At 54.3% G+C, this 15,498-nt stretch carries 8 protein-coding genes; all 8 read right to left on the bottom strand.

Going from position 1 to position 15,498, the window contains the following annotated elements; genetic code table 11:
• The 8 genes from ACE419_RS05980 to pepD all read right to left on the bottom strand — a co-directional run bounded on the left by ACE419_RS05980 (position 1) and on the right by pepD (position 15,427).
• On the bottom strand, positions 1–1,098 hold the full coding sequence (locus ACE419_RS05980; RefSeq protein WP_432646243.1) for a D-alanyl-D-alanine carboxypeptidase family protein: 1,098 nt from the start codon (positions 1,096–1,098) through the stop codon (positions 1–3).
• A gap of 240 nt (positions 1,099–1,338) precedes the next feature.
• Positions 1,339–4,725: a DNA polymerase III subunit alpha gene (locus ACE419_RS05975; RefSeq protein ID WP_435721347.1), complete on the bottom strand. Its 3,387-nt coding sequence runs from the start codon at positions 4,723–4,725 to the stop codon at positions 1,339–1,341.
• A gap of 80 nt (positions 4,726–4,805) precedes the next feature.
• On the bottom strand, positions 4,806–6,503 hold the full coding sequence (locus tag ACE419_RS05970) for a ribonuclease J (RefSeq protein WP_435721346.1): 1,698 nt from the start codon (positions 6,501–6,503) through the stop codon (positions 4,806–4,808).
• A gap of 355 nt (positions 6,504–6,858) precedes the next feature.
• Positions 6,859–7,650, bottom strand: a complete 792-nt coding sequence (locus ACE419_RS05965; protein WP_435721345.1) for a class I SAM-dependent methyltransferase — start codon at positions 7,648–7,650, stop codon at positions 6,859–6,861.
• A 38-nt stretch (positions 7,651–7,688) separates the two neighbouring features.
• Entirely contained in the window at positions 7,689–9,707 is a 2,019-nt protein-coding gene (gene mutL, locus ACE419_RS05960; RefSeq protein WP_435721344.1) for a DNA mismatch repair endonuclease MutL, read from the bottom strand.
• On the bottom strand, positions 9,704–12,328 hold the full coding sequence (mutS, locus tag ACE419_RS05955) for a DNA mismatch repair protein MutS (protein ID WP_435721343.1): 2,625 nt from the start codon (positions 12,326–12,328) through the stop codon (positions 9,704–9,706). The genes mutL and mutS overlap by 4 nt, the downstream gene beginning before the upstream one ends.
• 114 nt (positions 12,329–12,442) lie before the next feature.
• Positions 12,443–13,780 carry a tRNA (N6-isopentenyl adenosine(37)-C2)-methylthiotransferase MiaB gene (miaB, locus tag ACE419_RS05950; protein WP_435721342.1) on the bottom strand — a complete coding sequence of 446 codons (1,338 nt, stop codon included), beginning with the start codon at positions 13,778–13,780 and terminating at the stop codon, positions 12,443–12,445.
• Positions 13,781–13,966: 186 nt separating this feature from the next.
• Positions 13,967–15,427 carry a beta-Ala-His dipeptidase gene (gene pepD / locus ACE419_RS05945; protein ID WP_435721341.1) on the bottom strand — a complete coding sequence of 487 codons (1,461 nt, stop codon included), beginning with the start codon at positions 15,425–15,427 and terminating at the stop codon, positions 13,967–13,969.
• Between the last annotated feature and the right edge of the window lie 71 nt (positions 15,428–15,498).

Raw genomic sequence — 15,498 nt, 5'->3', positions numbered from 1 at the left:
TCAAGCCTTTCCGTTAAACAGGGAAGTCAGGAAATGCCAGACCGTCAGGAAGAACGAGCGGCGCGTGATATCGGCCCCTGCAACGAGGTCCGTTGATGCCACTTCCTTATCGTCAAGTTCCACGACAAAACGGCCGACAGTATCCCCCTCCTTGATGGGGGCACGCAGGTCCTTGACTTCCACATGTGTCTGATACGTTTTATCGGTATCCTTGAGTTTGGCCAGCGTCAGGGTGCTGGCCGCTTTAAGCGGCAGCTTTTTCCCCGAGGCACCGGAAACAGCCGCATAATCCACGATATCATCCTTGTTGACGAGAGTTTCCGGCTCGACATGGGCAAAACCGTAGTCCAGCAGCTTAATCGAGTCATTCCACATATAGACGGAATCCAATACGACCGCCACGAGCTGCATGCCGTCTTTCTTGGCCCCCGAAACAAGACAGCGGCCGGCCGCATCGGTATAGCCGGTCTTGACGCCGTTGCTGCCGCGATAGAGCCAGAGCATCTGGTTCTCGTTGCGCAGATGATGTGAAGGATCCTTGACCCAGTCAAAGTCAATCTCCTTCGTGCTGACGATATCCTCAAAGCCCGGCACCGTATAGCCGTAGGCCGTAATCAGCGCGAGGTCATACGCTGTCGTGTAATGGTCATCGCGCGGCAGGCCGTTGGCATTGGCAAAATTCGTATTGACCGCGCCGATTTCGTGGGCCTTGGCCGTCATCATCGCGGCAAATTTGTCAACAGAACCCGCGATATGCTCAGCCACAGCCACCGTTGCATCGTTGCCCGAATGCATCATCATGCCGTAAAGCAAATCGCCCATGCGGATTTTTTCACCGGCCTCGAGCCAAAGCGTCGACCCTTCCGTGCCCGCCGCATTGCTGCTGACCGTCACGATATCATCCATATTCGAATGTTCGAGTGCGAGAATCAGCGTCATGATCTTCGTCGTACTTGCCGGAAAGCGGCGGTCATCCTTATTGCGCGCATAGATGACCTGCTTTGAGGCCGCATCGATGACGACGGCGGAACGGGCCGTCAGATTCTGCAAAGGATCGTCAGGGCTCACGACAAGGTCCGGGATATCGGGCCGCGGCATTTCCTTAATATCATAAACTGCCTCTGCCTGTACCGGCTTTACAAAAAATTGCGGGGCAAGGAACGTAAAGGCCATGCTTCCAGCCAGCAGCAGACGGACATATTTTCTTTTTTTCAATCTGAATTCAAACTCCTTATATTCCCTCTGGGAATGATAGATACATCTTATTCTATCATTCTCCCTGTCCCATCGCAATAATGCAGGCAGTAAAGTCTCTGAAAAGTTCTCAGCATACCAAAGTCAGCGTTTCCTGACCTTTCCAGCGCCGACAATGTCTTCAAGAGCCCTGCATGTCTCTTTGCTGCCATCAAGCCAAAATTGTTCACGGGCCTTCTGCCAATGTCCTCCCGAATGGAAAAATGTCGCATGTTCGCCATGGTGCTTTTTTATAAGTTCTTTCATGGCTGTGCGCTTTTCTTCCGGCAAGCCCCCATCGGGCAGTTCGATATAATAGGCAAAGCGGTAGTCCGCCAGCGGCCAGATATTGTCAGCCAGCAGCTTGACCGTTTCCTCATTCAAATCAATATGTCCCTGTATGACAACGGCGGTATCGGGAACGAGCAGATTCATATGCTGATAGAAGGTACGCGGAAACACCGTGACCTCCATCTGGTCCGTAAAGTCCTCGATGGTCAAAAAGCACATCGTATCGCCTTTTTTCGTCGTGATGCGCTTGGCCTCGGTCAGCATGCCGCCGATGCGCACAACCTGTTTATCGCGGACAGCATCCGGCTGCAGGCTGCCGATGCGTGGCAGATTCTCAAGCTGCTCTGCATACTGGTCGAGCGGATGGCCCGTGATATAGAAGCCCGTTGCTTCTTTTTCCCAACTTAAGAGTTCCGCCTTCGGCACCTCGGGGATATCCGGCAGCTGCGTCATGCCCGTCTCCTCAATGGTTTCCTCAGAAAAAAGTCCCATCTGGCCGCTCAGGGCATCCTTCTGCTGCTGGGCAGCTTCCGTAAGGGTCTGCGGTAAAATGTGCAAAAGCTGGCTGCGCTTGGCGCCGAGTGAGTCAAACGCCCCGCATTTAATGAGACTTTCCGTGACGCGCCGGTTGACAACGCGCGTATCCACGCGGCGGCAGAAATCCGCAAGCGACGTAAAAGGCCCGCCCTCCTCACGGATGCTCGCGACTTTTTCAATGGCTGCCTCGCCAACATTCTTGACGGCAGCGAGGCCAAAGCGGATGGCCTTGCCATCGACGCTGAAATACGCCGAGCTCGCATTGATATCCGGGGGCAGAATTTTGATGCCCATACGGCGGCAGAGCTCGATATACGTTGAGACTTTTGGCGTATCCATGATGCTTGTGAGCATCGCGGCCATGAATTCGGCCGGATAATGCGCTTTGAGATAAGCCGTCTGCCACGCGACAAGAGCATACGCCGCGCTGTGCGATTTATTGAAACCATAGTCGGCAAAATGCGTTAAGAGGTCAAAGATGGTATTGGCAAGGCCCGCCTCGATGTGGTTCTTCTCACAGCCATTGAGAAAGTTTTCTTTCTGCGCCATCAGGATTTCATGTTTCTTCTTGCCCATGGCACGGCGCAGAAGGTCGGCCTGACCGAGCGTAAAGCCCGCGAGCACCTGCACAATCTGCATGACCTGTTCCTGATAGAGCACGACGCCAAACGTCTCCTTAAGGATTGGTTCCAAAAGAGGATGCATATAGGTGACTTCCTTCTCGCCATGACGGCCGGCAATGAAGTCCTCGACCATGCCGCTGCCGAGCGGTCCCGGACGGTAAAGGGCCACGAGCGGAATCAGGTCGGCAAAATTCTCCGGTGCGAGGTCGCGCACGAGCTGAGTCATGCCGGCTGACTCCATCTGGAAAACGGCGCCCGTCTTGCCCTCGCAGAGCATTTTCGACGTCATTGCATCCGTCAGCGGAATCTTGTCGATATCAATTTTTTCATGGCGGCTCTTCTCGATATTCTTGAGCGCGTCACTGATGACCGTCAGCGTGCGCAGGCCGAGAAAGTCCATCTTCAAGAGACCTAGCTCCTCGACATGGTCCTTGTCGTATTCCGTGACGAGCGTGCCTTCGGAAATGGACACGGGCACATAGTCCGTCAGCGGATGGCGGGCAATCACGACGCCGGCCGCATGTGTCGACGAGTGGCGCGGCAGGCCCTCGATTTTGCGCGCGAGGTCGATGAGTCTCTTGACGTCCGGATTGCTCTCATAGGCCTTGCGGAAATCCGCGGACTCCTGCATGGCCTTGTCGAGCGTGATTTTCAGTTCATTCGGCACGAGCTTGGCAATTTCCGAAACCTCGGCGTAGGGCAGATTGAGCACGCGGCCGACGTCGCGAATCGCGCCTTTCGCGGCCATCGTGCCAAACGTGACAATCTGGGCGACATGGTCGTAGCCATAGCGTTCCTTGACATAGTCGATGACTTTGCCGCGTTGGATGTAATCAAAGTCGACATCGATATCCGGCATCGTCACGCGTTCCGGATTGAGGAAGCGCTCAAAGAGCAAATCGTACTTCAGCGGGTCAAGATTCGTGATGCCCAAGAGATAGGCGACAATGCTGCCTGCTGCCGAACCGCGGCCCGGTCCGACGCCGATGCCGTGCTCGCGCGAATAATTGATGAAATCCCAGACAATCAAAAAATAGCTGTCATAGCCCATGCGGTGGATGATGCCGAGTTCATACTCCAGCCGTTCACGCACTTTATCCGTAATCTCCGGATAGCGGCGCGGCAGATTTTCTTCACAGAGATGGCGAAGATAAGCTTCATCATCCTTGTACGGTGCAGGAATCGGATAATATGGCAGCTGCAGATGGCCGAATTCAAAGTCGACCTGGCAGCGTGCCGCAATTTTTTCCGTGTTCGCGATGGCCTCCGGATAATCTGGAAAGAGTGCAGCCATTTCTTCCGGTGATTTGAGGTAGTAATCATCACTGGCAAAACGCATGCGGTCAGGGTCATCGAAGGTCTTGTTCATCTGGATGCAGAGCAGAATATCGTGAAATTCGCTGTCCTCGCGGTGCACATAATGAAGGTCATTTGTCGCGACGAGGCCGATGTCATACTTATGCGCGAGTTCCACCAGACCGGCATTGGCCTTGCGCTCTTCCGGCAGGCCGTGATTCTGGATTTCAAGGAAGAAATTATCGCGGCCAAAAATATCGAGGTATTCGCGCACGAGGGCATCGGCTCGTTCCGCATTGTCCTGCAGGATGGCGCGCGGGATTTCGCCGGCAATGCAGGCCGACAGGCAGATAAGTCCTTCATGATATTTGCGGAGAAGTTCTTTGTCGACGCGCGGCTTATAGTACATCCCCTCAATGTTGGCAAGGGACACCAGCTTGACGAGATTGCGGTAGCCCGTTTGATTTTCTGCGAGCAGAATCAGGTGATAATAGCGCACGCCGTTGATTTCACGGTGTTCCTGACGCGCGCCCGGTGCGACGTAGACCTCGCAGCCGATGATGGGCTTGACGCCCTGTTTCTTTGCTTCTTTATAAAAATCGATGACGCCATACATCGCACCGTGGTCAGTGATGGCAATGCTGTCCATGCCAAGCTCTTTTGTCGTCTTGATGAGTTCCTTGATGCGGCTCGCGCCATCGAGCAGCGAAAATTCCGTATGAACGTGAAGATGGGTGAATGGCATATGTCGCTCCTTCCCTAAAAAATAAAAATAATCGTATCAGAAAAGCCGGAGACCCCGTCTCCGGCTCATAGCTTCTAAAATCAAATTTCCATGATGATTGGCAGGATCATCGGGCGGCGGCGCGTTTTCTCGAAAAGATAACGGCCGAGCGCATCGCGTACATTCGACTTGATGGCAGCCCATTCCTTGACTTTCTCGTCTTCGCAGCGCTCTAGTGCCTGTCTGACGCGGGCTGTTGCTTCATCCATGAGCGCTTCCGATTCGCGCACATAAACAAAACCGCGCGAGACGATATCCGGACCGGCGACGACACGGTGCGTCTGCTTGTTCATTGTCACCACGACAATCAGGATGCCGTCCTGTGAAAGCTGACGGCGGTCGCGCAGGACGATGTTGCCGACATCACCGACGCCGAGGCCGTCGACCATGACCATGCCGGCCGTGACCTTGCCGGCCACCTGTCCCTTATCACGCGTGAACTCCAGAATCTGGCCGTTCTCACTGATGAAGATATTTTCCTTCGGCATGCCGAGCTCGCGTGCGAGGCGTGCATGCTGTACGAGATGATGGTATTCGCCGTGAACCGGGATGAAGAATTTCGGACGAACGAGATTGTGCATGAGCTTGAGCTCTTCACGGCTCGCATGGCCCGAAACGTGAATGCCCTGATTGCGGCCATAGATGACGTTCGCGCCGAGTTTCATGAGGTTGTCGATGGTCTTCGAGACGAGCTTTTCGTTGCCCGGAATCGGCGTAGCCGAGATGATGACCGTATCGCCCGGCACAATGCCGACCTTGCGATGATCCGACATGGACATGCGCGTCAGGGCCGACATCGGCTCGCCCTGACTGCCTGTCGTGATGATGACCATCTGCTCCATGCGGTAATTGTGAATTTCGTCGATATCGACGAGCGTGCCCTCAGGAGCCGTGATGTAACCGAGCTCGAGTGAGATATTGACGACATTGACCATACTGCGGCCAAGGACTGCGACATGGCGCTTATAGCGCACCGCTGTATCGATGACCTGCTGGATGCGGTGGACATTTGACGAGAACGTTGCGACGATGATGCGGCCGCGTGCATTGTGAAACGCCTTGTCAAAGGCCGCACCGACCGTGCGCTCTGACGGCGTATGACCCTCACGTTCCGAATTCGTCGAGTCAGCCATAAGCACGAGCACGCCGCGGTTGCCAAGGTCCGAGAAGCGGCGGAAGTCCGTCATCTTGCCGTCAATCGGCGTGTAGTCGAGCTTGAAGTCACCCGTATGCACAATCATGCCGACCGGCGTCTTGATGGACAGGCCGACAGCATCCGGAATCGAGTGATTGACGCGGATGAAGCCGACGCTGAAGCAGCCGATATTGATGATATCGCCCTGCATGACAGAGTGCAGATTGCTCGAATCCACGCCGTTTTCCTTAAGACGCCCCTCGAGAATGCCGAGCGTCAGGCGCGTGCCGTAGACCGGCACATTGATTTTCTTGAGGACATACGGCAGGGCGCCGATATGGTCCTCATGACCATGCGTCAAGACGATGGCCTTGATCTTATCCTTATTTTCAATGAGATAACTGATATCCGGGATGACGAGGTCGATGCCGAGCATATCCTCATCCGGGAACATCAGACCTGCATCGATGACGAGAATTTCATCATCCACGCGGATAACTGTCATATTTTTGCCGATCTCTCCCAAACCGCCGAGGGGGATGATCTGTAATTTTTGCGCTGTTTTAGCCAAAAAAGTACACCTCCAAAAGAATTGCTGAATCATTTTCCGGATTCGATGCCAGATTTATGATACATCTTTTTATGATACACGTATGTTATGGTTGCTGGATAGAAATTCCCTATCGTCTCATCTCTGTCGTTTCACTTCTGCTGCTCTGCCGTACAACCGTACAAATGGACCGTTCCCATACAGCATGACAAAATCCGTACTGCCAAATCTCTGGCATCTGTCATGACGTCATCGCAGGCCGCGAAATAGTAGAAATGATATATGAAGTTTTTATCCGATCAAATCATTCTTTTTTATTTTATCATCAAGGACGCCATAAATCAATGTAAAAAGACACTTCCAATCGGAAGTGCCTTAATTTTTGCTGACAATATTTGAGAAGAAGCACTCAGCTGAGAATTTTCACGCCGTAATGGACCTTGCTGTATTTGCCGCCCATAATAGTCGTAAAACTCAGGCGCGCAAATTCGAGGCTGCGCGCATTCTCCTTGAAAACGACGCGGTGCCTTGCCACGCGGCAGGCCTCCTCAATCATCTCGGGCGAAACCGGTGCATGGTTGGCAACGGTGCGCAGCGGCGACAAACTCTTGCTTTCAAGCAGCGGGTGGCGGAACATCGGGTCAAAGTAAACGACATCAACGGATTTATCATCCTGCTGCTGCAGATACGAAAAAGCATCGGCACAAATGGTGCGGACACCGCGCATGGCCTCTTGAATGGGCCAATTCTCAGCCTTAAAATGCGCAAGGCCATAGCCTACGACCGTTTCAATGAGGGGCTGGGATTCTATGCCCGTGACGAACCCCTCCGGCCCCACGGCAAAACTGGCGACAATGGCATCGGCGCCAAAGCCCAATGTACAGTCAAGCACGCTCATGCCGCGCGCGAGATCCATGGCCTCCACCATGCGGTCTCCCGTGCCGGCACTGCCAAAGCGCAGGTTCTTGAGGCGCAGATGCGCCATATTCGGATGAAAGAACAGGTCGCCAGACGGCGTCGAAAGCGTCAGCAGCCCCTGCTTGGCGATCAGGATAAAATCCACGCCATAGCGCTCGCGCAGAGCCCTGCCTGACAGATTGTCGCGCGGCACATAGGGAATGTGCGCGTGCTCTGCAGCCCATTTCGCCAGGGCGACCGCTTCTTCTGCACATTTTCGTCCCGTTGTGGCAATTGCCTTCATTTATACGTACCTCTCTATCTCTCTTTACTCTTTGAAAATCAAAAACCAAACCCCGTGCGCTTGAACATCTTGGCGAGTTCTTCGCTGCTGAATTTGAGGATGGTCGGACGGCCGTGCGGGCAGGTGTACGGGAAAGCCGTATGCGCGAGCTCGTCGAGAATAATCTGCATCTGGCGAAAGCTCAGCTCCTCGCCGGCCTTGATGGCCGCGCGGCAGGCTGTCGTCGCGAGACAGGCCTGACGGATTTCCTTAGCCGTCGTTTCATGCATCTCCATGAGATTCGTCAAAATTTCGCGGATGATGTCCTCAGCCTCGCTGACCGGCACGTCGGCAGGCACTTCCATCAAGCGGAAGTCCTGCTCACCGCTCATTTCCATATGGAAGCCTAGCGAGGCGAACAGCTCCTGATTCTTTTCGACAAGTTCCGCTTCCTTGGCATCAAAACTCAAAATCTGATGCACCAAGAGCTGCTGGGACGGAATATCCCCGGCCATGGCCGAAAACTTGTCAAACAGAATGCGCTCATGCGCGGCATGCTGGTCTACGATGTAAAGTCCTTTGGCATCCTGCGCGATGATGTACGTGAGGTCAACCTGACCAATCGGCACGACACTGCCTTCATAGGCCAAGTCCTCCTGTGCAGCAGTATCCGTTGTTTTTTTTGCAGAGGGTACCGTCTCAGAAAAACAATTTCCCGCAAATCCCTGCTGCTCCTGCGGAGCCTTTTCTGCCACGATGCCGGAATCTGCAGGATTCTTTATCGCGTGCTCAGAGCGCATTTTTTCCTGTACAGCAGAAAAATCGGCCATTGAAGCAGGCGAAGCGCGGTGCACGGCCTCATAAATCGTCTGCGGCCGCTGCGAATAAGAGGTGCCGGCCGGGCTTCCTGCTGCAGACGACGCCGCCGGCGATGAAGACGGGAATGACGACGAAAACGACGCGGCACGCGAAACGCCCGGAATCACAGGGGTATCGATGGGCTCTGTCGCCGGCACAAACTGCATGGGCTCCATCGTCACGTGATTTTCCGGCTTTTCGACCACGGCGGCGACTTCGCCGAGTCCCCTGCCTGCCGGCCTTATAGCATCGAGCACGGCCTTGTAGACTGCCTTGAAAATGCGGCTCTCATCCTCAAATTTCAATTCGCTCTTCTGCGGATGCACATTGACATCGACAGAACGCTGCGGCACTTCAATATTGATGACCGTCAACGGAAAGCCGCTCTTTGGAATCAGGGATTTATAAGCGTTGTCGATGGCTTTGGCAATCGCGCGGTTCTGGATGATGCGCGAATTGACGATATACGTCTGCCACGCGCGGCTGCTCTTGAGCATCGAGGGTTTGGTGATATAGCCGGAGATTTTGACATCCTCATCCTCGAGCGAAAGGCCGAGCAGGGAGTCTGCGGCCTTCGCGCCGTAAATCGCCTGAATCGCATCGTAGAGATTGCCGTTGCCCGGTGTCACGACCGACATCTTGTTATTATTGATGAAATGAAACTCGATATCCGGACGCGACAGGGCGAGTTTGACGATGAAATCGTTGATTTTCGAGCCTTCTGTATGATTCGTCTTAAGAAATTTTTTGCGCGCCGGCGTGTTGAAGAAGAGGTCTTCTACTTTGACCGTCGTGCCCAAACTGCAGCCTGCTTCCATAATATCCGGTTCCTTGCCGCCCGTGATCAGCACGCGTGTGCCGAGGTCGTCGCCTGCGCGGCGCGTCAAAAGCGTAAAGCGCGAGACGGAAGCAATCGTCGGCAGTGCTTCGCCGCGAAAGCCCAAGGTGCCAATCGTGTTGAGGTCGCTGACTTCGCGGATTTTGCTCGTCGCATGGCGCAGGATGGCAAGGCGCGCATCCTCGGCGCTCATGCCTTTGCCGTTGTCCGTCACGCGCATAAAGCTCGTGCCGCCGGCCATAATCTCGACTTCAATGCGTGTCGCACCCGCGTCCATCGCATTCTCGACAAGCTCCTTGATGACCGAAGCCGGCCGTTCGACGACTTCGCCCGCGGCAATTTTATTGATGGTATTATCATCGAGTACATGGATCATGCTCATGCTTTGCCCGCCTCCCTCTTGGCCTGTGCCTGCAGTTTATAAAGTTCATTCATCGCCTCAAGCGGCGTCATCGTCATGACGTCAAGCGAAAGCAGAGCATCGCTGAGGCTTGAAGCAAAGAGCGAACCCATGCCCTGTTCAAGGGGCTGCGATTTTTGGAGGGCAGCTGCGCCCTGCTTCTCTGCTTTTCCGTCTGCCGGCTGATTTTTTTCAGCAGGAGCCGCCGCATTTGGTGCCTCTGCTTCAAGCTCTTTAAGGATTTCTTCGGCGCGGCTCGTGACGGATTTGGGCAGGCCGGCAAGGCGTGCGACATGGATGCCGTAAGACTTATCGGCCGCACCGCGCACGATGCGGCGCAGAAAAGCAACCTGATTGCCGCGTTCCTTGACCGCCACGCAGTAATTCTTGATTTTATCATCCTCAAGGTCCGTGAGTTCATGATAATGTGTGGCAAAGAGCGTCTTAGCGTGAACCTTCTTCTCGATGTATTCGATGACGGCCTTGGCGATGCTCATGCCGTCAAACGTGCTCGTGCCGCGGCCAATCTCATCGAGAATGACGAGACTGTTCTTCGTCGCATACTTCAAAATCTGTGCGACTTCGTTCATTTCCACCATGAAGGTGCTCTGGCCGCTGACGAGGTCGTCGCTCGCGCCGATGCGCGTAAAGATGCGGTCAACCGGTGAAATCGAAGCCTCGCGCGCCGGAATAAAGCTGCCGATCTGCGCCATCAGCGTCAAAAGTGCCACCTGGCGCATATAAGTCGACTTGCCCGCCATATTCGGGCCCGTGATCAGCATGATTTCACAGTCATGATGGTCAAGATGCGCGTCATTCGGCACAAAGAGGTCGCGCGTCAAAATGCGTTCGACGAGCGGATGACGGCCGTCCTTGATATCGATGACCCCGTCCGTACGCATCTGCGGCCGCACGTAATTGTACGTACCCGCCGCCTCGGCAAGGCTCGCAAGCACATCGACAAGGGCAATTTCATGCGCTGTCTGCTGGATTTCCGTCAAATGCGACTTGATGATTTCGCGGACTTCGGTGAAAAGATTGTACTCAATGTTGACAATCTTTTCCTGTGCACCGAGGATTTTCGTCTCGAATTCCTTGAGCTCTTCCGTAATATAGCGCTCGGCATTCGCAAGCGTCTGTTTGCGGATATAGCGGTCCGGCACGAGGTCCGTGCCGCTGTGGCGGACTTCAATATAATAGCCGAAGACCTTATTGTAACCGATTTTCAGGGCTTTGATGCCCGTTTCCTTTTTCTCGCGTTCTTCGATTTCCTGCAGCATCTTTTTGCTGTCGTGCGAAATGCGGCGGTATTCGTCGAGCTCTTCATTGTAGCCGGATTTGATGATGCCGCCCTCGCGCAGACTGATGCCGGGGTCCTCCACAATGGAGCGTTCCAAAAGGTCGACGAGCTCATCAAAGGTCTCGATATGACGGACCGCACGCTTGAGCATGGGCGCATGGACATCTTTGAGCCCCTCGCGTATGCCCGGCAGGCAGCGCAGGGAAATTTTAAGAGCGATGAGGTCGCGCGCGTTGGCTGTGCCGACTTCGATGCGCGTAAGCAGGCGCTCAAAATCGTGAATTTCACGGCAGCCCTCACGCACATTGCCGCGCAGGGAAAAATTCTTCGTGAATTCCTCGACCGCATCGAGACGGCGCGTGATTTCTGCGATGTTCAAAAGAGGATATTCCAGCCATTTCTTTAAAAGGCGGCTGCCCATGGCCGTTTCCGTGAAATCGAGAACATCTAAGAGCGTATTCTTCTTGCCGCCATCGCGCAGATTGCGCGTGATTTCGAGATTGCGCAGCGTATAGGTATCAATGACGAGATTTTCCGAAGCATCGAGATACGTCAGCTGATTAAGCTGCGTGAGGTCCGTGCGGACGGTCTCATGCAAATAATCGAGCAGCGTCGCCACGGCTTCTTTCGCGGCTTCATCACTGGGGCGCACATCAGCAGCAAAATGTTCGACAATGCGGTCCTCGACATGCGCAGAAACCTCCTCAATCGGCGTGAAGGAACAATGCGGCAGACGCAGCGCCGCGAAGTCCCGGAGTTCCTGTGCAAATGTCAGCCTGCCGACGACGAGCAGCTCCGGCATCATCAGGCGGTAAAGTTCATCGAGCAGCATCTGCAGGCGGTTGCCGCCCGCGTAAATACCATAGAAACATTCACCCGTCGAGATATCCGCACCGGCCAGTACGATTTTATCCTCTTTCTCGTAAACCAGCGCGATGTAATTATTCTGCGTGGCCTGCAGGGCCGACTCTGAGAGGATTGTGCCTGGCGTCACGACCTTGATGACCTCGCGCTTCGTCAGTCCTTTGGCCTTCGGGTCGCCGATCTGCTCGGCGATGGCCACTTTATAGCCGCGCTTGACGAGTTTATTGACATACGTTTCCGCGGCATGATACGGCACACCGCACATCGGCGCATCCTGCCCTTTGCTGCGGCTCGTCAGCGTCAGTCCGAGCTCTTTTGAGACGAGCTTGGCATCGTCAAAAAACATCTCATAAAAATCGCCAAGACGGAAAAACAAAATGGCTCCGGGGTTCTGTTCCTTCGTCGCCAGATACTGCTGCATCATGGGAGTCATTTCCATAAAATCCAAACACCTCCTGAAATCCTAAAATGAATTGATTCCTTCTATTATATAGGGCCTGAGTCTCAGTCAAAAAGGCGCGCCGGCAGAAAGCCAGCACGCCCGTCATTTGCCTCAGCTATTGACTTTTTCGCCCTTGAGCACCCATGTCTGCGGGTGCGTGATTTTAACGTCAATGAAGTCGCCGGCCTGTTCGCCGTCATGCGGGAACAGAACAATTTTATTCGTGCGCGTACGGCCCATCCAAACCGCATCGTCATTCTTGCTCGGCCCTTCGACCATGATCTCCATAGTTCTGCCGAGAAGTTTCTGGTTGATTTCAAGGCTGATTTCGTTCTGAACAGCCATAAGCTGATTCAGGCGCTCTTTCTTGACTTTTTCATCGACCTGGTCCGCCATCGTCGCCGCCGGCGTGCCCGAACGCTTCGAGTAGATGAACGTATAGGCCGAATCGTAGCGAATCTCACGCAGGAAGTCGAGCATCTCGCGGAAATCCTCATCCGTTTCACCCGGAAAACCGACGATGAGGTCTGTCGTCAGGCTGACGTCCGGAATCTCTTTGCGGATGCGTCCGACGAGTGCACGGTACGATTCCACCGTATAAACGCGGTTCATCTTCTTGAGGATGTGGTTGCTGCCGTACTGCACGGGCAGATGGATGTGCTCGCAGAGATGCTCGCCATCGCGGATGGCCGCGATGACCTTATCCGACAAATCCTTGGGATGCGAGGTCATGAAGCGCACGCGGCGGATGCCCGGCACTTTGTCGACCATCTTTAAGAGGTCGGCAAAGTCAGCTTTTTTGTGGTCCTTGCCGTATGAATTGACATTCTGCCCGAGCAGCGTGACTTCTTCGTAGCCAGCGGCCACGGCCTGCTCGACTTCCTTGACGACATCTTCGGGCAGGCGGCTGCGCTCGCGGCCGCGCACATACGGCACGATGCAGTACGTGCAGAAATTGTTGCAGCCGTACATGATGGGCACCCAGGCCGAAAGTTTGCCCGCGCGCGCCACGGGGACATCATCGGGAAGCTCCGTCTCGCCGAGCTGTACGTCGACGAGATGGCCATGCTCCTGCTGAATTTCCTGCACGATATGCGTGAGCTCATGCACCTTGTTCGTGCCGAGCACAAAATCGATATGCGGTGCGCGCCTTATAAGAGCATCGCCCTCTTTCTGCGCCATGCAGCCCGTGATGCCAAAAATCAGCTCCGGATTTTTCCGTTTCAGATGCTTGATCTCGCCGATTTTGCCGTAAACGCGGTCTTCGGCTGTCTCGCGCACGCAGCAGGTGTTGATGAGGATGAGGTCAGCATCCTCCATCGACTCCGTCTTTTCATAGCCAATCGTGCGCAGCTGCCCCATCATGCGTTCCGCGTCGCTCTGATTCATCTGGCAGCCATAGACCAAAAGATAAGCAAATTTATGCAACTTGCCATCTATCATTTTCATAAAATCGCTCCGTCCTTTTTCCTGCATATTTCTATTTGCGAATTCGTAATCAAGACTTTATTTTAGCAAAAATCCTTTTCCTTGTCCATGACTTCCTGCATGCCAGTCTCCGGCAGTTCCTCGCAAAGCAAAGCAAAAATGGAGCCGCACTTCAGCAGCTCCATTCTTCCGGCTTCTATATCAAAATCAAAGTTTGGCAATCTTATGCAGCGTTTCGATGATGAGGTCAACCTGTGGTTTGACCGTGGCGAGCACGAGGTGTTCATTCGGACTGTGAATGTCCTTTGTCGTCACACCGATGGAAACCATATCGAGCTTTGGATTCTTGCGGAAATGCCAGCCGCACTCAAGGCCTGCATGGATGGTCTCGACCTTCATGGGTTTGCCGTTCTGCTCAGCAAATGTCTCGGCGACAATCTTAGCGAGACGGCTGTCCTTGTTTTCCTTCCAGCCTGGGGACTGTGTGCCGATATGAGCCGTGAAGCCCGTAAGTGCTGCAACAGTCTCAGCGTACTGGCGGAATTCGTCGAGCTTCTGGTCAATGGCCGAACGCGGGAAGAACTGGATTTCTACCTCATCCTCGCTCATATTGACGACACCGAGGTTCGCACTCGTCTCAACGAGCCCCGGAATGACCGAAGACATCGAGTAAACACCCGTATGCAGGATGGTCAGCAGGCGCAGAAGACGCTGCGTGTCACCAGCCTTGAGCACGTTCTGCGGGGCTTCGATGCTCGTCAGCGGCACGAGAATCTGCGGCTCGACATTGCCGTACATCTGCATAAAGCGTTCTTGCTGGTCCTTGATGACAGTCTCAATATCTTCCTTGGCAATGTCCGTGACAAATACGGCTTTGGCATCATTTGGAATGGCATTGCGCGCCTTGCCGCCCGTCAGGGAAGCAAGCTCAATCTCGCCCTTCTTGGCAAGCTCCGTCAAAATCATGGCAAGCGTGCGGATGGCATTGCCGCGGCCATCACCGATGCGTTCGCCCGAATGGCCGCCGCGCAGACCTTTGACCTCAATCTGCCAGGCAGCCGACGTTTCCGGGTCCACGCGTTTGAGCTCACGCGTGAAATCAAGGTCCACACTGCCGGCGCTGCCGACCGTCAGTTCATCATAATTCTCACTGTCACAGTTGATGAGGAACGACGCATCCTTGAGATGGTCAGCCGAAAGGCGGATGGCACCCGTCATGCTCTGTTCCTCATCGGTCGTGACAATCAGGCGCAGCGGACCGTGGTCCTTGGCCGTCTTCATGATATAGATGGCCTCTGCCACGCCGATGCCGTCATCCGCGCCAAGGCTCGTGCCCTCGGCCGAAAGGAATTCATCCGTGCGCACAAGCTTGATGGGGTCTTTGAGTGGGTCGTAAGCATAGCCTTCCTCAGCTACGCAGACCATATCCATATGGCCCTGCAGGATGGTGAGCGGAGCCTGCTCGAAGCCGGCCGACGCCTTCTTGTCCGCGATGATGTTGTTGGCCTCATCCTGCGTGACCGTAAAGCCAAGCCCCGTCAAATAATCCTTCAAAAAGTCGCTGACGGCCTTTTCATGACCGGATTTGCGTGGAATGGCCGCGAGTTTGGCAAACTCCGCGAGCACGCCTTCGAGTATGGTATCTTTTTCTGCATCATTCTGTTTCATCTGCAATGCCCCTTTTCACACAACATAAAACAGCCTGCCTCACGAGGCAGGCTGGCATGAATCCATGGCTA

Origin of the sequence: Mitsuokella apri (genome assembly GCF_047974105.1) — a bacterium.
GTDB lineage: Bacteria > Bacillota > Negativicutes > Selenomonadales > Selenomonadaceae > Mitsuokella.
This window is presented reverse-complemented; position numbering and strand designations above follow the sequence as displayed.